General features: G+C 43.8%; 18 protein-coding genes. 9 read left to right on the top strand and 9 right to left on the bottom strand.

What is annotated here, in order from left to right; genetic code table 11:
* Window positions 1-129: 129 nt before the first annotated feature.
* Window positions 130-1,878, bottom strand: a complete 1,749-nt coding sequence (locus FTU01_RS01640; protein ID WP_180137929.1) for a SulP family inorganic anion transporter — start codon at window positions 1,876-1,878, stop codon at window positions 130-132.
* A 206-nt stretch (window positions 1,879-2,084) separates the two neighbouring features.
* Entirely contained in the window at window positions 2,085-2,405 is a 321-nt protein-coding gene (locus FTU01_RS01635) for a metalloregulator ArsR/SmtB family transcription factor (RefSeq protein WP_104426093.1), read from the bottom strand.
* A 291-nt stretch (window positions 2,406-2,696) separates the two neighbouring features.
* Between FTU01_RS01635 and cysK the strand changes: the two genes are divergently transcribed.
* The 4 genes from cysK (at window position 2,697) to FTU01_RS01615 (ending at window position 7,255) form a co-directional block, all read left to right on the top strand.
* A complete protein-coding gene (cysK, locus tag FTU01_RS01630) occupies window positions 2,697-3,695 on the top strand; it encodes a cysteine synthase A (protein WP_159122914.1) in 999 nt (332 codons plus the stop codon).
* 183 nt (window positions 3,696-3,878) lie between these two features.
* Window positions 3,879-6,569: a heavy metal translocating P-type ATPase gene (locus FTU01_RS01625; RefSeq protein ID WP_180137927.1), complete on the top strand. Its 2,691-nt coding sequence runs from the start codon at window positions 3,879-3,881 to the stop codon at window positions 6,567-6,569.
* Window positions 6,569-7,003, top strand: coding sequence for a Cu(I)-responsive transcriptional regulator (gene cueR, locus FTU01_RS01620; RefSeq protein WP_159122916.1), 435 nt, complete (start codon window positions 6,569-6,571; stop codon window positions 7,001-7,003). Before FTU01_RS01625 ends, cueR begins: the two co-directional genes overlap by 1 nt.
* Window positions 7,004-7,057: 54 nt before the next feature.
* Window positions 7,058-7,255, top strand: a complete 198-nt coding sequence (locus tag FTU01_RS01615) for a heavy-metal-associated domain-containing protein (RefSeq protein ID WP_125278609.1) — start codon at window positions 7,058-7,060, stop codon at window positions 7,253-7,255.
* A gap of 53 nt (window positions 7,256-7,308) precedes the next feature.
* Here FTU01_RS01615 and FTU01_RS01610 read toward each other — a convergent pair whose 3' ends face one another.
* Window positions 7,309-7,917, bottom strand: a complete 609-nt coding sequence (locus FTU01_RS01610; RefSeq protein ID WP_005235816.1) for a TetR/AcrR family transcriptional regulator — start codon at window positions 7,915-7,917, stop codon at window positions 7,309-7,311.
* A 563-nt stretch (window positions 7,918-8,480) separates the two neighbouring features.
* Here FTU01_RS01610 and FTU01_RS01605 point away from each other — a divergent pair.
* The 3 genes from FTU01_RS01605 (at window position 8,481) to FTU01_RS01595 (ending at window position 13,138) form a co-directional block, all read left to right on the top strand.
* Window positions 8,481-10,256: an acyl-CoA dehydrogenase C-terminal domain-containing protein gene (locus tag FTU01_RS01605; protein ID WP_180137925.1), complete on the top strand. Its 1,776-nt coding sequence runs from the start codon at window positions 8,481-8,483 to the stop codon at window positions 10,254-10,256.
* A gap of 84 nt (window positions 10,257-10,340) precedes the next feature.
* Window positions 10,341-11,516 (top strand): thiolase family protein, encoded by a 1,176-nt coding sequence (locus tag FTU01_RS01600; RefSeq protein ID WP_180137978.1) that lies wholly within the window; start codon window positions 10,341-10,343, stop codon window positions 11,514-11,516.
* A 125-nt stretch (window positions 11,517-11,641) separates the two neighbouring features.
* The gene (locus FTU01_RS01595; protein ID WP_180137923.1) at window positions 11,642-13,138 is read left to right on the top strand and encodes a succinate CoA transferase; all 1,497 of its coding nucleotides are present in this window, start codon (window positions 11,642-11,644) and stop codon (window positions 13,136-13,138) included.
* A gap of 73 nt (window positions 13,139-13,211) precedes the next feature.
* Here FTU01_RS01595 and FTU01_RS01590 read toward each other — a convergent pair whose 3' ends face one another.
* Window positions 13,212-14,300 carry a putative zinc-binding metallopeptidase gene (locus FTU01_RS01590; protein WP_180010995.1) on the bottom strand — a complete coding sequence of 363 codons (1,089 nt, stop codon included), beginning with the start codon at window positions 14,298-14,300 and terminating at the stop codon, window positions 13,212-13,214.
* Between the two features lie 457 nt (window positions 14,301-14,757).
* On the opposite strand from FTU01_RS01590, the gene FTU01_RS01585 reads away from it, so the two are divergent.
* Both FTU01_RS01585 and FTU01_RS01580 read left to right on the top strand, forming a co-directional pair.
* Window positions 14,758-15,216 carry a GNAT family N-acetyltransferase gene (locus FTU01_RS01585; RefSeq protein ID WP_179992616.1) on the top strand — a complete coding sequence of 153 codons (459 nt, stop codon included), beginning with the start codon at window positions 14,758-14,760 and terminating at the stop codon, window positions 15,214-15,216.
* 233 nt (window positions 15,217-15,449) lie between these two features.
* Window positions 15,450-16,337: a DMT family transporter gene (locus FTU01_RS01580; protein WP_180137921.1), complete on the top strand. Its 888-nt coding sequence runs from the start codon at window positions 15,450-15,452 to the stop codon at window positions 16,335-16,337.
* A 69-nt stretch (window positions 16,338-16,406) separates the two neighbouring features.
* Here FTU01_RS01580 and pcaD read toward each other — a convergent pair whose 3' ends face one another.
* The 5 genes from pcaD to benE all read right to left on the bottom strand — a co-directional run bounded on the left by pcaD (window position 16,407) and on the right by benE (window position 21,230).
* Window positions 16,407-17,186, bottom strand: coding sequence for a 3-oxoadipate enol-lactonase (gene pcaD, locus FTU01_RS01575; RefSeq protein ID WP_180069490.1), 780 nt, complete (start codon window positions 17,184-17,186; stop codon window positions 16,407-16,409).
* Window positions 17,187-17,283: 97 nt separating this feature from the next.
* Window positions 17,284-18,489, bottom strand: a complete 1,206-nt coding sequence (gene pcaF / locus FTU01_RS01570) for a 3-oxoadipyl-CoA thiolase (RefSeq protein ID WP_180137919.1) — start codon at window positions 18,487-18,489, stop codon at window positions 17,284-17,286.
* A 133-nt stretch (window positions 18,490-18,622) separates the two neighbouring features.
* On the bottom strand, window positions 18,623-19,279 hold the full coding sequence (locus FTU01_RS01565) for a 3-oxoacid CoA-transferase subunit B (protein WP_180137918.1): 657 nt from the start codon (window positions 19,277-19,279) through the stop codon (window positions 18,623-18,625).
* A 21-nt stretch (window positions 19,280-19,300) separates the two neighbouring features.
* Complete coding sequence (locus FTU01_RS01560; RefSeq protein WP_086044785.1) at window positions 19,301-19,972, bottom strand: 3-oxoacid CoA-transferase subunit A; 672 nt, start codon at window positions 19,970-19,972, stop codon at window positions 19,301-19,303.
* 37 nt (window positions 19,973-20,009) lie between these two features.
* Window positions 20,010-21,230, bottom strand: coding sequence for a benzoate/H(+) symporter BenE (benE, locus tag FTU01_RS01555; protein WP_064096714.1), 1,221 nt, complete (start codon window positions 21,228-21,230; stop codon window positions 20,010-20,012).
* Between the last annotated feature and the right edge of the window lie 43 nt (window positions 21,231-21,273).

The following is a 21,273-nucleotide window of genomic DNA, read 5'->3' as shown; positions in this document are numbered from 1 at the left end:
AGATTTACTGATTGGTTTTTAATCTTTATTTTTTAAATGAATATAGAATTTAAATCAAACATTTCCAGTTATGTTTCAGTTCAATTCTTTGCATGACAGCATGTCTATCATGCAAGGAATTAAAAAATCTTAAATCATATAATGTTGAGGCTTCTCGAAGATTTCCGGAGCCAGATCCTGAATTGCCTGAAAATGGGTTAGATAAATCCGTCCACTCAAATGTGTCATGAGTTTGGAGGCTTGCAAGCGGTCGAATACCGGGCCTTTCACTTCTGCAAAATGCAGGCGAATATTCAGTTTTGACAATTCAGCATTGAGCTCTTCCAGTGTTTCCAAGGCACTCAAGTCAATCGCACTAATACTAGAGCAGTTCAAAATCACATGCTCTAACTTGTCATTTAAACTTAACTGATTAATCAGATAACCTTTAAGAGTATGTGCATTTAAAAAACTCAGGTTTTCATCAATACGCAGAGATAGAACCCGATCAGAAGTCATCACCTGATGACGCTGGATATTCCGGAAATGCTGGGTGCCTTCGACCAGACCCACGACTGCAATATGAGGGCGGCTGATGCCCCATAGCATAAGAATAAAGGTCGAAATAATCCCGACGATTAGACCGGTAGTAATATCCAGTAATACCACACCAAAAAAAGTAATCCACATGGCAATGCCATCAGCTTTGGAATAACGCCAGGCATCGACGAAAGGCTGGAAATTGACCAGTTTCCAGATAGACACAATAATGGTTGCAGCCAGAATGGTCAGCGGCAGATCCTCAAAGAAGCTGGTAAAAAACAGACTAACCACGACAATCAATAAAGAAGACAATACGCCAGCCAAAGGTGTTTTGGCGCCAGCGTCAGCATTAACCACAGTACGTGACAGACTACCGGTTACAGGAAAGGCGGAACTGATTCCGGCACTGATATTGGCTACACCGAGCGCAATCAGTTCCTGATTACTGTTCAAATTGCTACGCTGCTGTAGCGCCGTTGCCTGAGCAATAGAGAGAGATTCCACAAAACTGATCATGGCAATCATGCTGGCACCCGGTAATAAGGTCATCACCAACTCCCAGTTCCAGTGTGGGAAAGACAAAGGCGGAAAGCCTGAAGGAATTGCACCGACCGTTTTAATGCCTTGAACTTTTAAGTCTAAAAACAGAACGGCTGCAATACCGAGAAAAACCAGAATCAGTGGAACTGCTCGAACCAGAAAATCAGTCGAACCGATCCGGCTTTGTACTGCTTGAGATTTTAATAGTTTCGGCAGATAAACCAGTAAACCGATAGAAAGCAGGCCAAAGATCAGACTCGGGAGATGCAAAAGTGGTAAATATTCAATCAGGCTTTTTACCAGCTCGGGAATATTATTGGCTTTTAAAGGTAAATCCACCAGAAACTTGAACTGACCAAAAGCAATCAATAGAGCCGAAGCAATAATAAAACTCTGAATGACCGGATGGCTGATCAGCTGAATTAAAAAGCCGAAACGGAATACACCTAAAAGCAGGGAAATAATGCCGACCATCAATGCCAATAAAGTTGCCGCTTCAATATAGACCGGAGAACCCACTTCAAATAATGGATTCAGTGTGGCAAAGGTCATCATGGAAATGATGGCTACTGGTCCAATCGATAAGGTCGTACTGCCGCCCAATAAGGCATAAATGATCATTGGTAGAATACTGGCATAGAGTCCCATAATCGGTGGCAAACCTGCCAGCATGGCATAGGCCATCCCTTGGGGTACCAGCATCGCGACGACAATCAGGGCAGCCAGTACATCTGATTTTAATTTCACTGGACTGTACTGACTTAACCATGACCAGGCAGGGAGTCTATTGAGCAGTCTAGACTTAAAATTTGGCATATACAGGTCTAAATCACAAATATAGATATATTATGCACAAATTCTGCTAAGAAGTCTTAGGATATAAATAGGTGATCATTCACATTTTAAAAAATGAATGAGGGGACAAAGGATCAAGGCAAAAGACTTAAAACTCTCAGTAAAGAAAATTTAAATCAGGCAGATCGCTTTAAAATAAAACAGGACGAATGAGGTAAATTGCAGCTTTAAGCGACTGCTTGATTTACACAGTAGATTTGATAAAGCTTTTTTAACATTTCTACCAGGTTCTGGTCTTTGATCGAATAATAGATCTGTTTACCGTCTCGACGGGTATTTACCGCATCGCTTTTACGCAAAATCATGAGCTGCTGAGACAGGGTTGGCTGTCTGATGTCGGTAATCTCTTCAATTTGAGAGACATTCAGTTCATTTTGGGAGAGATGACATAAAATGAGCAGTCGGTCCGTATTGGCCATTAACTTTAAAATACCGACAACCTGTTGAGCTGAATCCCGCATCGCGGCAATTTCAAGATCGGTTTTCATTTACTATGTCCATTTATACAATTACAGCCCGCGAATTATACGACTCGAACAGCGTGAATTGATGGATAGAAAGCGTGAATTACTATGGTTTTTAATGAATTGTGTTATCAAGAATAGTTATAATTTACTAATTAAAATATAAGATAATTTTATCGTGTTCCGGTTTTTTAGAAAGAAGATGTTTCATTTCAAACTGCTATCGTGATTCCATCTTGTTTCAGGCATCTACAAAGCCGGAAAATGCTTGTATCATGTAAATACATCTTGGCGAATAACATCAAGGATATTCTAATGACTACAGATTCAGCTTTTCCAACACCTGCCAATTTAGGTATCGCGGTTTATAGCAATAATGCAGAGGCAATTGGTAATACCCCTCTGGTTCGTATCAATCGTGCCATTTCAGGCGGAGCGACTGTACTTGCGAAAATTGAAAGCCGTAACCCTGCATTTTCGGTGAAATGCCGTATTGGCGCAGCCTTGATTGCTGATGCAGAAAAGTCAGGTAAATTGAAGCCGGGCATGCACATTGTTGAGCCAACCAGTGGTAATACCGGTATTGCGCTGGCATTTGTAGCAGCGGCTAAAGGCTATGATATTACCTTAACCATGCCATCCAGCATGAGTATTGAACGTCGTAAAGTGGTGAAAGCATTAGGTGCTAATTTAGTACTGACAGATCCAGCCAAAGGCATGAAAGGCGCGGTGGAAGAAGCACAACGTCTGGTGAATGAAAATCCTGAACTGTATTACCTACCACAACAGTTTGAAAATCCAGCTAACCCAAAAATCCATGAAGAGACGACCGGTCCTGAAATCTGGGAAGCGACTGCAGGTAATGTCGATATTCTGGTAGCGGGTGTAGGTACAGGCGGTACGATTACCGGTATTTCACGCTTTTTTGAAAAAGTGAAAAACAAGCCGATTTATTCAGTTGCTGTAGAGCCTGCTGAATCTGCCATTATTGGTCAGGCAAAACGTGGTGAGACACTCACTCCAGGACCACATAAAATTCAGGGTATTGGCGCGAACTTTATTCCAAAGAACCTGGATCTGGATCTGGTCGATGAAGTGATTGCCATTACTAGTAGCGATGCAGTGGAATGGGCACGTAAAACTGCGACTCAAGAAGGCATCTTGGTGGGTATTTCAAGTGGTGCTGCAATGGCTGCAGCTGCGCAACTGGCTGCACGTCCTGAAAATGCAGGCAAAAATATCGTGGTGATTCTGCCAGATGGTGGTGAGCGCTATTTATCTTCAATTCTTTTTGAAGATATTTCTGCTGAGTAAATATTTAACAAATTAGTTTCACTAAATCTCGAAAAAGCCTGAAGTCATCTTTGGGCTTTTTTATTGGACTTTATGCCTTCATATAATGAAAGATCAAGAATTTAAACCAGAAGCTTGACCTTCCCATTATGGTAATGTTTAAGCTATAGCATAGGCAGTGAATGGGTGAATGGAGAGCGCAGAATGAATAAACCAGCAACCACACAGTTGTACGAACAGCAGGTACAGATTTCAGGAATGACCTGTGCCTCTTGTGTCGCACGTGTGGAAAAAGCCTTAAAGAAAATTGAAGGTGTGGTGGAAGCGAACGTCAATCTCTCCACTGAACAGGCTTTTTTAAAAAGTGAACAACCTATTCCTGCAACGCAACTCGTCAATGCTATCAATAAAATCGGTTTTGAAGCCGTGATCCAGCAGTTTGATTTAAATATTGAAGGCATGACCTGTGCCTCTTGTGTAGCTCGTGTTGAAAAAGCCTTGAAAAAAGTCGATCAGGTACTGGATGCGCAGGTTAATCTGGCAACCGAAAAAGCTCATGTCACTGCAATTCGTCCTCTCGCTGTTTCCCAACTGGTTAAGGCGGTACAAAAAGCTGGCTTTGATATTCAAACCGACCGAATTGAACTGGCTATTGAAGGAATGACCTGTGCCTCCTGTGTGGCACGTGTAGAAAAGGCCTTGAAAAAAGTCGATCAGGTAAATGAAGCACAAGTCAATCTCGCCACTGAAACAGCTTGGGTCAAGGCGCCGCGTAGTCAGCTTCCAGCTTTAATTGCTGCTGTCAAAAAAGCTGGATATAACGCCCATGAAAAATTAGATACACAGGCTACCGATGCTCAAACGATTTTTCAGGAAAAGAAAACCGCTGAAACTGAACAGCTAAAACGTGACTTATGGTTGGCCCTAATTTTAGCTGTTCCGGTGTTTATTCTGGAAATGGGTTCACACCTGATTCCGGCTTTTCATCACTGGATTGCACATACGCTAGGTACCCAAAACAGCTGGTATATCCAGTTTGTACTGACGACTCTGGTTTTGCTGATACCAGGACGGCGGTTTTATCAGCATGGGATTCCGGCATTGTTGCGACTGGCACCCGATATGAATTCTCTGGTTGCCGTGGGAACAATAGCCGCTTATGGATTTTCCTGTATTTCCACTTTCTTTCCGCAATTATTGCCGCAAAGCACTGTACATGTGTATTTCGAAGCGGCGGCTGTGATTGTTGCCTTGATCTTACTGGGACGTTATCTGGAAGCTCGAGCCAAAGGTAAAACCTCTGAAGCGATTCAATATCTGGTTGGCTTGCAGCCAAAAACTGCTCGAGTACAGCAAAATGGAACCTGGGTTGATCTGAAAATTGCTGATGTGCAGCAAGGTATGCTGATTGAAATCCGTCCGGGTGAAAAAGTTGCTGTCGATGGTGAAGTTGTTAGCGGGCAAAGTTATATCGATGAAGCCATGATTAGTGGTGAACCTTTACCTGTGGCCAAACAGGTTGGCGATCAGGTCGTGGGGGGTACGGTAAACCAGAACGGAACCCTGCAAATCAAGGCCACTGCGGTCGGACAGGATTCGGTGCTGGCACAGATTATTCAAATGGTAGAACAGGCGCAAGGCTCAAAATTGCCGATTCAGGCCGTGGTCGATAAAGTAACCTTATGGTTTGTACCTGCGGTCATGGCGCTAGCGGCCTTGACCTTTATGGTATGGTTCCTGTTGGGTCCTGAACCGAATCTGACTTATGCACTGGTCAATGCTGTTGCAGTACTGATTATTGCCTGTCCTTGTGCAATGGGCCTGGCTACGCCAACATCTATTATGGTCGGCACCGGCCGGGCAGCAGAGCTGGGTGTCTTGTTCCGTAAAGGCGAAGCATTGCAACTCTTGCAGCAAACCAGAGTTGTGGCGGTGGATAAAACCGGAACCTTAACTGAAGGGAAACCAGCCCTAACCGATTTTGCAGTGACATCTGGTTTTGAGCAGCAAATAGTATTGCAAATGGTCGCAGCAGTGGAAGCCAAATCTGAACATCCCATTGCTCATGCGATTGTGGAAGCTGCGAAAGCACAACAGTTGCAACTACCTGAAGTCAGTGATTTTGATTCAATCACCGGTGCAGGCGTGAAAGCTCAAGTTTCAGGTCAGCAAATTCATATTGGCGCAGAACGCCTGATGCAGCAATTGGGCTTAAGTGTCGATATTTTTAAAGAGAAAGCACAACAGTTAGGCGAGCAGGGACGCACGCCTTTATATGTCGCGATAGATCAGCAGTTGGCTGCCATTATTGCTGTGGCTGATCCGATTAAAGCCACAACCTATAGTGCGATTCAGGCCTTACATGATCAAGGCTTAAAGATTGCCATGATCACCGGTGATAACCAGCATACTGCACAGGCCATTGCCAGACAGTTGAAGATTGATCATGTCATTGCTGAAGTTCTGCCTAATGAAAAAGTCGATGCGGTACGCCAACTCCAACAGCAACATGGCATCGTCACTTTTGTCGGTGACGGGATTAATGATGCACCTGCTTTGGCTCAGGCCGATGTTGGAATGGCAATAGGAACTGGTACGGATGTCGCAATCGAAGCAGCAGACGTGGTGCTGATGTCTGGAAATTTACAGCATGTGGCAACCGGTATTGGCCTGAGTCAGGCGACCATGCGCAATATCAAACAGAACCTGTTCTGGGCCTTTGTCTATAATATTGCCTTGATTCCGATTGCTGCCGGTCTGTTGTATCCATTCTTCGGTATTTTGTTATCACCGATGTTTGCAGCAGGCGCGATGGCATTATCCTCAGTTTTTGTGGTCAGCAATGCGCTTCGTTTAAAGACTTATCAGCCGATCCAGTTGAAGGAGGCAGTGTAATGAATATTGGACAGGCCGCGAAACGCTCCGGGATCTCGGCCAAAATGATCCGTTATTATGAAGATATCGGTTTATTACCCAATCCTAAACGTAGCGATTCGGGTTATCGTATCTATAGTGACGATGACATCAAGACTTTAAGTTTTATTCAGCATGCGCGTGAACTGGGTTTTTCTTCTGAACAGATGAAAGAATTGCTCGGCCTATGGCTGAACGATGCCAGACACAGCAGTGATGTCAAACAGTTGGCGCAAAAGCATATCGAGTTACTGCAACAGAAAATTGCGGACATGCAAAATATGATGAAAATTTTGCAGCAATCGGTTGCACAGTGTGCTGGAGATGAGCAATCTGACTGTCAGATTCTGAAACAGATTGAGCAGGGTGTGTCACATGGGAAAACTGCACATACGGCTATCAAAGCAGATCAATAGCCTTGAATTAAAATTCGCTTAACCCAAATTTAAACTGATCAAAGGGAGATCAAGATGAAATTCCGTATTGAAAATATGACTTGTGGTGGTTGTGCACGTAGTGTGACTGCAACCATTCAGGAGCTGGATGAAAATGCTAAAGTCAATGTTGATGTAGTCAGCAAAATGGTGGAAGTTGAATCGAGTGCAAGCGAATCTGAGATTATCGCGGCATTAACTGAAGATGGCTTTCCGCCTGAAACTATGGCTTGATATTTGCCATTTAAAAAATAATTTTAAAATGCCTAATCATGATTAGGCATTTTTTATGAAACTGCCGATATTTTATCTGGCGTCATCAATGCCTGATTAATATATAGCTTAATCAGGCGTTCACGTGAACCAATCGCTTTTTGATAACTGGTCGAATTTAATAATAATGAAGCGCCATAAGTGACTGTCCAGATATAAGATAAATAATCCCGGATTGACATGGCACTATCTAAAGACACCAGATAATCATGGGTCATATCTTTAATGCGGATAATCCGTTCTTCACGAATACGGTAGAGTTCCTGAAATAACTCTTTCAGGTTTTTTTCATTATTGGTTAAACGCTCTTCAATAACATGCAGCAAAATAGTCCGGTTTGAATTGAGCATGTGATAAAGCATATATTGCGAAACATAATTTTTAATATCGTTATTATATTTATCGGAAATTGCCAGAATTCTTTTTTCATTCAGAATGATGAGTTCTAAATATAACTGGTTCTTGCTTTTAAAATGCTTGTAGATGGTTCCTTTGGCGATGTCCAGTTCTTCAGCAAGTTCACTCAAGGTGATGTCCTGATTATTATCAAGCAGTAGACTTTCTGCCATGCTCAGGATCTTCTCTTTACGAAGAAGGAAGTTCTGCTGTCTTACAGTCGTCATTTTCTTGACTCATCATTTTAGAAAAGGAACCTACTAAGAATATGCTATTTTCACAGGTATAGCTATAAAACTAAGGTCGTGATATTTATCTAAATTTGTATATTTATTCAACATTTCTTGTAGAGAAAAGTCATATACAGCTGCGCTAAAAATATTGTCAAGAAAATTGAACCCTTGAGATCAACTTTGCTAAATAAAATTCCATTTTCAATATATTTGATTTATGGTTTTAGGGCATAAAGCTGAATCATATTTTCGTTTTAAACCCAGACCAGACAAGGTTTAGCGAAGTGAAGCCAGAGTCATTTTAACAGCTTAAATTTTTCATTCATCAATGGATTTAAGTTTTAATGATTCAGTAAATACCAGAGGTATAAAGTTTTTGATTTTAAATTTTATATCGCTAATTTATGTCAATGAATTCATCGCCAGATTAATTCGATATGATGATTTTTGAATGACATGCATGGATTCGAGCAAAAATCCTCAAAATATTTTCTCGAATCCATAATGAAAAAATACTCAGTAACAGAATTGAGTATCACCAGTGAAGGAATATGAAAATGCCTATTTATAATGCGCCGCTAAAAGACATGGAATTTATTTTAAATGATGTGTTTCAGGCCGAACAATTTTGGCAAGATAATGAAAATCTTGCACATTTAGATATGGCAACTGCAAATGCAATTCTGGAGGAGATGGCCAAGTTTTCCAAGAATGTGATTCTTGATCTGAACCGCCCTGCAGATGAAGAAGGTGGTGCTCAGTTTAGTAATGGTGAAGTCAAAACACCTGCAGGCTTTAAAGAAGCTTTCAAACAGTTTGCCGAAGGTGGCTGGGTGGGGCTGGGCGCGCCTGAAGAATGGGGCGGTCAGGGCATGCCAAAAATGCTGACTGTACTTGCAGACGAAATGATCTGGAGTACCAATCCCTCTTTCATGCTTTACCCGCTGTTAACCGTGGGGGCTGGCATGGCGATCAATGACCGTGCTTCGCAGGAACAGAAAGAAACCTATCTGCCAAAATTCTATACGGGTGAATGGTCAGGCACGATGTGTTTAACTGAGCCGCATTCAGGGACAGATCTGGGCATTATCAAAACCAAGGCTGAACCAAATCAAGACGGTTCATACAACATTACCGGGACCAAAATCTTCATTACCAGCGGTGAGCATGATCTGAGTGAAAATATCATTCACCTGGTACTGGCCAAAACCCCAAACGCGCCAGCAGGTTCACGCGGTATTTCTCTGTTTATTGTCCCTAAATTCCTGGTTAATGCCGATGGTTCACTCGGTGAGCGCAATGCGGTCGCTGCCGGTTCGATCGAACATAAGATGGGTATTAAAGGCTCGGCAACCTGTGTCATGAACTTTGATGGTGCCAAAGGCTATATGGTGGGTAATGAAAATGAAGGTCTGGCGGGCATGTTCGTGATGATGAACTACGAACGTTTGTCGATGGGGATTCAAGGCATTGGCGCGGCAGAATTTGCTTATCAGAATGCCGCACAATATGCGACCGACCGTTTACAGGGCCGTGCATCAACCGGCGCTAAATCACCAGAAAAACCAGCCGATTCGATTCTGGTACATGGTGATGTACGCCGTATGTTGCTGAATGTACGTGCCAATAATGAAGCTTCTCGTGCTTTCGCAGTCTATGTCGGTCAGCAGCTAGATATTACCAAATATTCCACTGATCCTGAGGCAGTGCGTAAAGCAACCGATCGTGTGGCTTTATTAACGCCTATTGCTAAAGCTTATCTCACCGATAAAGCACTGGATGCTGCACTGGAAGCGCAAATGTGCTTCGGTGGTCATGGCTATATCCGTGAATGGGGCATGGAACAATGTATCCGTGACCTGCGCATTTCACAGATCTATGAAGGGACCAATGGGGTGCAGGCGATTGATCTGATCGGCCGTAAAACCACGAAATGTAAAGGTGCTTATATTGCAGAATATATTGCAGAAATCCGTAAGTTTGCCGAAGGTCTGGATGATGCCTTAACGATTAAAAAGGCAACCTTAGATACCTGTCAGCAACTGGAAGATATTACCAATTTTATTGTTGAGCAGTCTCAGCAGAATCCTGATTTCGCCAACTCCATTGCTGTTGATTATTTGCATGCGGTAGGTTTGTTGAGCTTCGTCTATATGTATGCGCGTATCAGTAAAGCGGCGGCTACCAAAGAAGAAAGCTATTTCCAGAATAAACTGGTACTGGCTAATTACTATATTGCTAAAGTACTTCCGGATTTAAGTGCGAGAATTCAACGCATTCAGGCAGGTGCAGAGCTGGTGATGCAATTGCCAGAAGAATATTTCACTGCATAAGCCTAAACCCGCAAATATTGCGAAGGACAAACACTGTAGAGCTATCACTTTACAGTGTTGATAACAATGATGTTAAAGGATGAGATTAGAATGATTGTAATTGTAGAAGCTGTACGTACCGCAATGGGCGGTTTTCAAGGCTCACTTTCAAGCTGTACGGCACCAGATTTGGGTGCTGTAGCGATCAAGGAAGCGGTAGCGCGTGCAGGTCTGGCAGCCAATGATATTGATGAAGTGATCATGGGCTGTGTATTGCCAGCCGGCTTAAAACAGGGGCCGGCACGTCAGGCCATGCGTCAGGCGGGTCTACCGGATTCCACCGGGGCGACCACCATCAATAAAATATGTGGTTCAGGCATGAAAGCGGTGATGCAGGCTGCGGATGCGATCAAGGCAGGTTCGGCAGAAATCGTAGTGGCAGGTGGTATGGAATCCATGTCGAATGCACCCTATTTAATGGACAAGGCACGGGCCGGATTCCGTATGGGGCATGGAAAAGTCATTGACCATATGTTCCAGGAAGGTCTGGAAGATGCGGAAACAGGTCTGTCGATGGGAATCCTTGCTCAGGAAATGGCAGATAAAAAGGGCTATACCCGTGAGCAGCAGGATGCCTATGCGATTGGCTCATTAAATAAAGCCGTGACCGCGGTGCAGCAAGGTTTCTTTAAAGATGAAATCGTACCGGTCACTGTCAGTAGCCGTAAAGGCGATGTCGTGGTAGAACAGGATGAACAGCCTTTAAATGCCAAGGCTGACAAAATTCCAACCTTACGTCCAGCTTTCAAAAAGGATGGAACAATTACTGCGGCAAATGCCAGCTCCATTTCTGATGGTGCTTCGGCACTGGTTGTGACTTCTAGTGAAATTGCCGCGCAGCGCAACTTAAAGCCGCTGGCTAATATTGTGGCCTATGCCAGCCATTCGCAGCATCCATCAGAATTCACCATTGCACCAGTGGGCGCGATTGAAAAAGTCTTGCAAAAAACGGGTTGGGATGCTCAGGACGTAGACCTTTGGGAAATCAATGAAGCTTTTGCCATGGTAACCATGTTAGCAATAGATGCTTTTAAACTTGATCCAGCAAAAGTGAACGTTAATGGTGGGGCATGTGCGCTTGGTCATCCCCTAGGTTCTTCCGGTTCCCGAATTATTGTGAGCTTGATTCATGCCTTAAAGCGTACTGGTGGCAAGAAAGGCATTGCAGCACTGTGTATTGGCGGTGGGGAAGCAACAGCGATTGCTGTAGAACTGATTTAAGTCTTTTCATAATTGCATGATCATATGCTTAAAGTAGCAAACTTAAATATTTTTTGAATTAGACCACAATGCTTCTGGTACGCCAGGAGCAGGCGTCTCTTTATTTTTAATTTTTGAGAATTTTTATGAACGGTTTAGAGCGTATTCGTTTGCTCGCATTACAAGATAAAGTAGTACCTGTAGAAAAAGCACTACAATTGATTCAAGATGGTGATGTAATTGGTTTGAGCGGTTTTGGCGGCGCCGGTGAAGCGAAAACTGTGCCTTTGGCATTGGCTGAATATGCCCGGCAGCATCCGATCCATATTACCTTGGCGACAGGTGCAAGTCTGGGGAACCGGATTGATGGGAAACTGAATGAAGCTAACGTTATAATCCGCCGTTATCCTTATCAGGCTGATCCTTCTTTACGTCAGGCCATCAATAATGGTGAAGTGATGTATATCGATCAGCATCTTTCTGAACTGGCAGACAATATCCGTCATAAAAACCTGCCGGCGATTAATGTAGCTATAATTGCCGCAACGGCCATTACTGAAGATGGCCAGATTATTCCGACCGGTTCTTGTGGAAACTCGGCGAATTTCATCGAAATGGCAGATCGGGTCATTGTTGAAATTGATACAACAGTTAATCCGGTGCTAGAAGGCGTACATGATATTTATTTGCCTAAAACCCGTCCAAACCGTGGTCCGATTCCTTTGACGCAAGCCAGTGACAAGATAGGTACAATCGGAATCCATGTTGCACCTGAAAAAATTGCTGCGATTGTCATTAATGAGATTCCGGATACTTCTTTCGCAATGGATGAGCCGGATGAAGAAACACTGGCGATTGCCAGCCACTTAATTCAATTCTTTGAAAATGAAGTCGCCGCAGGACGATTACCTGAAAATCTGGGGCCGCTGCAGTCCGGAGTAGGTTCCGTGGCAAATGCCGTATTTGCAGGTTTTGAACATTCTAATTTCAACCATCTGGAAATGTATTCTGAAGTCCTGCAAGACTGTACTTTCCAGCTTATCGATTCAGGAAAAATGACCTTTGCTTCTGGTTGTTCCATGACCCTGAGCGATGAATGTGCGGCACGGGTGATGAAGAATTTTGATCAGTACAAAGATAAAATTGTCTTACGCCCGCAAGAACTTTCCAACAACCCTGAGCTGATTCGCCGTCTGGGTATAATTGCAATCAATACCGCACTGGAGTTTGATATTTACGGGAATGTGAATTCAACCCATGTCGCTGGCACCAAGATGATGAATGGTATTGGCGGCTCAGGTGATTTTACCCGTCATGCACATATTGCGATTTTTGTGACTAAATCCTATGCCAAAGGTGGTGCGATTTCGTCTGTGGTTCCACTGGTGAGCCATACAGATCATACTGACCATGACGTGGATATTCTGGTAACAGAGCAAGGTTTGGCCGATCTGCGCGGATTGGCACCACGTGAACGTGCCCGCAAGATTATCGATATTTGTGCTCATCCCGATTATCGTAAAAGTCTGAATGATTACTTTGAGCGCGCCTGTGCGCATGGTGGGCAAACACCGCATTTGTTAAATGAAGCTTTGTCCTGGCATGCCCAGTTTGAAGAAACCGGTTCAATGAAAATTGCTTAGTTCTCTTTCTTAAAATAAGCCCAAAATAAAGCCTGTGAATCACGGGCTTTATTTATTGTACTAGATAAATATTTTAGTTCTGAATCAGACGTGGGTTATTAAAGACTTTATCCAAGATATGCCGATGAATGAAACGCAGTTTATCTTTCACAGCTTCAGTCAGCTTAAAGGGGTAAGCATCTTCCAGACCCATACTGCGGTTTAAGGCATTCAAATTAAAAGTCAGGGTGACCCAGTTTTCCAGGATATGTTCAAAATCCTGTCCACCAATCGGGCATTCTTTAAAGTCCATACTGGCTAGATTTCGGCCATTACCTTCCACGCGTAGACCGGCATAAAATGCAGTTTCCAGTGTTTCCATGATATGCAGATAATGTGACCAGGTTTCAGCCCAATCTTCCCACGGGTGTGCAGTGGCATAGGGACTAATATATTTTTCATGCCAGTTGATAGGCGCACCTTGATTATAGTGCCTCTCTAGTGCTTCACTATAATTTTGCCGCTCATCTCCAAAATAATGGCGAAGTTCATCGAGTAATTCCGGATGTAGATGCTGGATGACATTAAAATAAAAATGCCCACTTTCATGACGAAAATGCCCTAATAATGTCCTGTAATTTTCACCCATATTGACCCGGGTGGTTTCACGATAAACCACATCGGCCTCGAAGGCATTTAAGGTAATCACCCCATTGGCATGGCCGGTAAGTACTGGCTTGTCTTTTTCAGGAAGAAGAAAATCAAAACGCAAACCTAATGGATCATCATCCGAATGTTTTGGACGAGGCATAATGTTCATACGTTGGGTCAGATATAGAAACCGGCGTTTGGCTTCCTCAAGCCGATACCAGTAAATCATGTTTTCGGCATTTTCCAGATTTGGAATTACATGAGTCAGCTGGCAGGATTCGCAAAAATCTTCCTCGTCATCTACGGGGATCATCCAGTTACATACCTGATAATGGGTATAGTTATAACAAGGTTTATAACGGGAATATTGATACTTCTCGGCAACGGGAACCCACTCCTGAGCATTCAGCTTTTTAAATGTCGTCATTTCTTTTTCGGATGCGATATAGCCGATAGACGAAAGGCAGTGATCACATACGAATTTGGCGAAAAAGATCTGCTGTTCGCAAACTGGACATTCAAAATACTTCATCGATACTCCCTGCAAAATGAATGAATTACAATGAATTACTGAAACTCTATAATTTATATTCAGATTGCATTGCGGAATTTTATCCTGTTTAAAAATTCATCATAAAAATTTCTTAAAAAACACTATGTTGATTAATTGTAAAATGCGTGTGATCAATTATTCATTAAATTATAGTTTAGTGACTGTTTATAGACGAAAAGCTGACAGAAATAAAAAAACCGATGAACTGACTTATGTATTTTTTTCTTAAATAAAAACGAGAGTATCAATTTAAAAAAACTGAATAATGCAAACTATAAAAAAATTAGAGATCAAAAATTATTGAAAAAAATTGATTGAATAGCGTTTTTCATAAGACCTAATTGGTATATATTTTCCTCAATGTTAAAACATACATCGTGCAGAAAAATAAATTATTTTTCATTTTATAGTTCTGCTTTTGGGGTATTAAAATATGATGAAGATAAGAAAAGCCACTGTTCAGGACACACTAGCAATTGCGAACGTCATTGCCCCATTTGTTGATGTCTTGATTTCTAGTGAAGAGGGACGCAAGCGTTTTCAACCTGAAATTCTTCAGACCATTTTTGATCGAGCTGATATTCATTATTTTGTTGGAGAAATTAATCAAAAAATTGTGGGCGTGGTGGCCTATATGGAACCTGCACACTTCATGCACTTTTTTCTGGATCCAGCTTATCAGGGGCAGGGATATGGACGACAAATGTGGAATTTTTTAGAAGAACAAATCTGTAATCAAGGGCATCAAAGGATCACAGTCAAATCCAGTTTATATGGCTTCAATATTTATAAAAAATTTGGTTTTGTAGAAACAGGTGAACTTACTCATGAACATGGCATTCGCTTTATTCCAATGGAAAAAGTTTATTCTGATGAAACATCTTCAGTCTCTTAAAATAGAAGAGCCGTTTATTATAAGTTAATCAAAGATCAGGAGTTATTTTCTTATTTATTAGCATAGTTGGAATCTGAGAAATCAATTTTATCCCTGTCAAATTGATAAATTTTAATTATTTTTAAATTAGAAAATTAAACTTTTAGCTATTAGCCATTATCTCATTTTTAATTAGTCATAGATTGTACTAAGGCATAGAATTAATTCACTTTTACGGTATTAATGATCAGGGTATGGCAATCAGCTGGATTTTCTTTACTTTAATGGCTGCATTTATGCAGGCCTGGCGAAATGCCTTTCAAAAGCAGCTCAGTACCACTGTCGATATTTGGGGCGTGACACTGGCACGTTTCCTGTTTGGCTTTCCGTTGGCCGGGCTTTACATTGCAGCTTTATACCACTTCAAACCGGTAGAAAGTGTGGTGCATTTTACCCCGAAGTATTGGATCTATATTCTGATTGCCGGTATTAGCCAGATTCTGGCAACCGCCTTGATGGTGCAGCTGTTTAAACAGAAGAATTATGCGATTGGCGTTGGACTGGCAAAAAGTGAAGCGATTCTGGCAGCCATTATCGGAGTGATTTTTCTTTCAGATCATCTTTCTGTACTGGCATGGATCGGGGTGCTGATTGGTGGCTATGCGGTATTCCTGCTGAGTAAGGGCAATCAGCTCACCGGCCTATCCACCAAGACTTTAGCCATCGGAATCGGCAGCGGTTTGAGCTTTGCTATTACTTCACTCTTGGTACGTGAAGCCAGTCTGGAACTACCAATGTTGCCAACCGTACATCGCGCTTCATGGGTACTAATTTCGGTGATTGGTTTCCAGTGCATCAGTATGCTGATTTACCTCAGTCTGTTTAGCCGAAAAACCTTAGTTGCCATGTGGCAACGTTTAGGTCTAACCTTTAGAGTCAGCTTCTGCAGCTTTATAGCATCCCTCGGCTGGTTTACCGCCATGAGTATGATGAGCGTGCCAATCGTGAAAACCTTGGGACAAATCGAAATCCTGTTCAGTCTGCTAATCTCCGCTTATTTCTTTAAAGAAAAACTGGCGCGTGCCGAACATTGGGGCTTGGGACTGGTGGTGATTGCAGCGATGCTAGTGATCTGGGCCTGATTAAATACCTGTATTCATAATAATCAAAAGGCCACGATATTCCGTGGCTTTTTGATTTTCTAAAATTAATCAGACTGAAATAAATTCTTTTACTGCCTGATTAAAGGCTTCTGGCTGTTCGACATTGGAAATATGCGAGGCATCTATTCCATATAGCTGGCTGTTCGCAATACGTTGCTGCATAAACTGGCCATCTGCAACAGTCGTCACCGGATCCTGCTGACCCGCAATAATCAGCACAGGGATTTGAATGCTACTAAGTTGTTCGCGGACATCCGCCTTAGCCAGAGCTTCACAGCAGTTTGCATAGCCTTCTGGGCTGCCAGCTCCGAGGTCGTTTGAAAGTTCTGCAACGACTGCCGGGTTGCTCTGGATAAAGGGATCGGTAAACCAGCGTGATGCCGCAGTTGCAGCAATCGGAGCAAGACCTTGCTCACGGACAAGCGCAGCACGGTCTTGCCATGCCTGTTCCTGTCCAATTTTGGCTGCAGTATTGCAGACAATCACGTGGCTAAAACGTTCTGGTTTATGAATCGCCAACCATTGACCGGTTAAGCCACCCATAGAAATACCACAGAATGCTGCTTTTGCAATATCCAAATGATCCAGTAGATTCACGACATCCTGACCCAGCTGCTCCAAGCTATACGGGCCTTGTGGTGCTTCCGAACCACCATGACCACGGGTGTCATAGCAGATTACGTAATGATCCTGCTGGAAATGTTCAATCTGTGGCTGCCACATGCTGTATTTGGTACCCAGTGAGTTGGAAAATACCAAGGCAGGTTTGTTGGCATCCCCAAAAGTCTGGTAATTAATCTGGGCATCATTTGATGTAAATGTTGGCATTTGTTATTCCTTTTATTTCCTTCTAAAAGTTCCTCCCTGAACAAGGCATAAGCACTGCTTAAGCCTTGTGCAAGAAAGGGAGGTTAGGAGGGATTTTTTAAACACGTTCAATAATCAGCGCGATACCTTGACCTACGCCAATGCACATAGAGCAGAGAGCATATTTCCCGCCAGTCTGTTCCAGCTGGTTCAGTGCGGTTGTCACCAGACGGGCACCGGAAGCACCGAGTGGATGACCCAAAGCAATCGCACCACCATTTGGATTGACTTTCTCTGAACCGTCTTCGATACCCAAGTCACGGGTACATGCCAGTGCCTGAGCAGCAAAAGCTTCATTCAGCTCAATCACATCCATCTGCTCTAAAGTCAGACCGGTTTGTACCAGTAATTTCTTGATGGCAGGTGCTGGACCAAAACCCATGATTCGTGGTTCAACACCTACAACGGTTGAGCCAATAATTTTGGCACGTGGTTTTAAGCCATGCTGAGCAACAGCTTCATCAGATGCAATCAGCAGGGCAGCCGCACCATCGTTAATACCAGAAGCATTACCCGCCGTTACAGTCCCCTCTGCTTTCACCACAGGCTTCAGTTTCGCCAGAGCTTCTGCTGTGGTAGAGGCACGCGGATGTTCATCAGTATCGACAACGATCGGATCGCCTTTACGCTGCGGAATCATCACAGGAATGATTTCCTTGGCAAAGAAACCTTTGGCTTGTGCTGCTGCTGTACGTTGCTGGCTGGTCAGGGCAAACTTGTCTTGATCTTCACGATTAATATTGAACTGTTCTGCCACGTTTTCAGCAGTTTCCGGCATGGTTTCCACGCCATACAGTTCTTTCAGTTTCGGGTTGATAAAACGCCAGCCCATGGTGGTGTCTTCAATTTTCTGGCTACGGCCATAAGCGGTTTCTGCTTTACCCATGACAAAAGGGGCGCGTGACATGGATTCCACACCACCAGCCACAATCAGATTCGCTTCACCGGCTTTAATGGCACGTGCCGCAATCGCTATTGCATCCAGGGAGGATCCGCAAAGACGGTTAATGGTAGTGGCTGGCACTTGATAAGGTACACTTGCAAGCAGTGCTGACATACGACCCACGTTGCGGTTGTCTTCACCGGCCTGATTGGCACAGCCGTAGATAATGTCATCAACTTTTTCCCAGTTGATACTTGGGTTGCGTTCCATCAAGGCTTTAATCGGGATCGCGCCAAGATCATCAGCACGAACAGGTGCCAGCCCACCAGCATAGCGACCGAATGGGGTACGAATGGCATCGATGATATATGCATTTTTCATTGTGTATTTGCTCACATATTTAAAAGAAGAAAACTCCTCCCTTTTTAAAGGGAGGTTGGGAGGGATTTAATGAAGTAGTTTTAATCCTCAAATCCTCCCTAAATCCCTCCTTTAATAAAGGAGGGACTTCCCCTTAATTTGATTGAGTCGCATCAATCAGTTTGGCACCAGTTAATGCCTGCAATTCTTCAAATGACAGACCTTCAACTTTCTCAATCACTTTCATCCCTTCAGGTGTCACATCAATCACACAAAGATCGGTATAAATACGGTCGACACATTTCAGGCCAGTCGCAGGATAAGACAGTTCGGCCACGATTTTTGGCTCGCCTTTTTTGGTTACGTGATCGGTGGTAATAAAGACTTTTTTCGCACCCACAGCCAGATCCATGGCACCGCCCACCGCTGGAATCGCATCTGATGCACCGGTATGCCAGTTGGCCAGATCACCATTTTCAGCCACCTGGAACGCGCCCAGTACCGCGATGTCTAAGTGACCGCCGCGCATCATCGCAAAAGAATCACCATGATGGAAGAAAGAACCACCTTTGAGCAAGGTCACGAATTCTTTACCGGCATTAATCAGCTCAGGATCGCGGTCTTCTTCAGCAGGAGGAGGACCGAAAGCCAGCAGGCCATTTTCAGAGTGCAGGAATACGTCTTTGTCGCTTGGCAGGTAGCTTGAAATCTTGGTTGGTAAACCAATACCGAGGTTCACATAAGCACCATCAGGAATGTCTTGTGCCACACGTTCAGCGATCTGGTCACGGGTCAGTTTGTTATAGCTCATGAATCTTCTCCTTATCCGTGATTACTGTGCAGGTTTAACTTGAACAACGTGTTGAACAAAAATTCCTGGGGTAATGATGTGCTCTGGATCCAGTGCACCCAGTTCAACCACCTCAGAAACCTGTGCAATGGTTACATCAGCTGCCATCGCCATAATCGGGCCAAAGTTACGGGCAGATTTACGGTAGACCAGATTGCCCCAACGGTCGCCCTGATGGGCCTTAATTAAAGCAAAGTCAGCTTTAATCGGATTTTCCAGGACAAAATCTTTGCCTTCATAGTTCAAGGTTGGTTTGCCTTCAGCCAGCAAGGTACCAAAACCGGTTGGGGTATAGATTGGACCTAAGCCCATACCTGCTGCCTGAATACGGCAAGCCAGATTACCTTGCGGCACCAGTTCCAGTTCGATCTTGCCTGCACGATAGAGTTCGTCAAATACCCAGGAATCAGACTGACGCGGGAAAGAGCAGATAATTTTACGCACAGCGCCCGCTTTAAGCAGTTTCGCCAGACCATAGTCGCCATTACCAGCATTATTATTGACAATAATAAGATCCTTGATTCCCAATTCGATCAGACCATCAATCAGTTCAGCAGGCTGACCCGCTGTCCCAAATCCGCCGATCATAATGGTAGAACCATCCTTGATCTGGGAGAGTGCTTCTTTCAATGATAATGAACTTTTATCTATCATAATCTGGTCCTTACATACCCTAAACTAATGGATGTCTTTAAATTCGTTTTGAATCTGATGTTGCAACCGGAACAGCATTACGGTCTTTCTGTGACAGCAGAAAATGTGCTACCAGGCCAATACAAATCCCCCAAAAGACTGAACTCAGCCCCAAGAAATGCATGCCGGAAGCAGTTGCTAAAAAGGTGATCAGTGCGGCATCACGTTGCGACTCTTTGCCCATCGCCATAGAGATGTTAGTGGCAATTGCTCCGAGTAAGGCCAGTCCTGCCAAAGCTGCAATTAATTCCTTCGGCATCAGGCTAAACAGCATGACAATGCTGCCGGCAAACAGGCCGCCTAAAATATAAAAAAGCCCGTTCGCCACACCCGCGATATAACGCTTTTCTTTCAGCTCGTGCGCGTCTTTGCCTAAACACAATGCGGCCGTAATAGAGGCCAATACAATAGTAATCCCCCCCACACAGGCTACTGCGAGCGAGGCAATACTGGTTGCACTGATAATTGGCTTGGCAGGCATGTCATATCCACTGATCTTGATAATGGCCATTCCTGGTAAGAACTGGCCCGACAGACTGACCAGAATAAGCGGGAGGGCCAGATTCAGGGTGGAACTCCAAGTCCATTCCGGTGCAATAAATTGCGGAATTGCCAGACTGAAATCTGCCGTGACCGGATTAATCTTGCCCAGCAGCATGCTTAAAATCACACCGGCAACCAGCACCCAGACCATGGCATAACGTGGACTGAAACGCTTGGCCAGCAAAAACACCGCCAGCATGCCAAAGACGATATAGGGCATGGTATCGGTCGCGGTGAACAATCCTAAACCAAACTGCAGTAAAATTCCGGCCATCATTCCGGCAGCGACTTCCTGGGGAATCCAGGACAGCAATTTGTCGAAATAACCGGTAATCCCAATGAGAAAAATCACCACAGCAGAGGTGATATAGGCCGCAACCGCTTCATTGAGCGAAATATCGGGAAACAGCGTGACCAATAGTGCCGTTCCGGGCGCAGACCAGGCGGTGACAACAGGTATTTTGTATTTAATCGATAAAAAGATACCTGCGAGCGCCGCACCAATAGAAATTCCCCAAATCCATGAAATCATCATGTCTGGGGAAACCTGGGCTTGCTGCGCTGCCTGGAAAAAAATGATCAGTGGTCCTGAATAGGAAATCAGCACTGCTAGAAATCCTGCAACAGTCGCTGAAATTGACCAGTCATTTTTTAATGTCTGAAACAGGGTGTTCATTGGTAATGTGCCTCCTTGCGTCGAACCATGAGCCTGTCAAAAA

The sequence above is a fragment of the Acinetobacter sp. YH12043 genome, from assembly GCF_013419915.1.
Taxonomy (GTDB): Bacteria; Pseudomonadota; Gammaproteobacteria; order Pseudomonadales; family Moraxellaceae; genus Acinetobacter.
The sequence above is the reverse complement of the archived record's forward strand: the minus strand, read 5'-3'. Positions and strand labels throughout refer to the sequence as shown.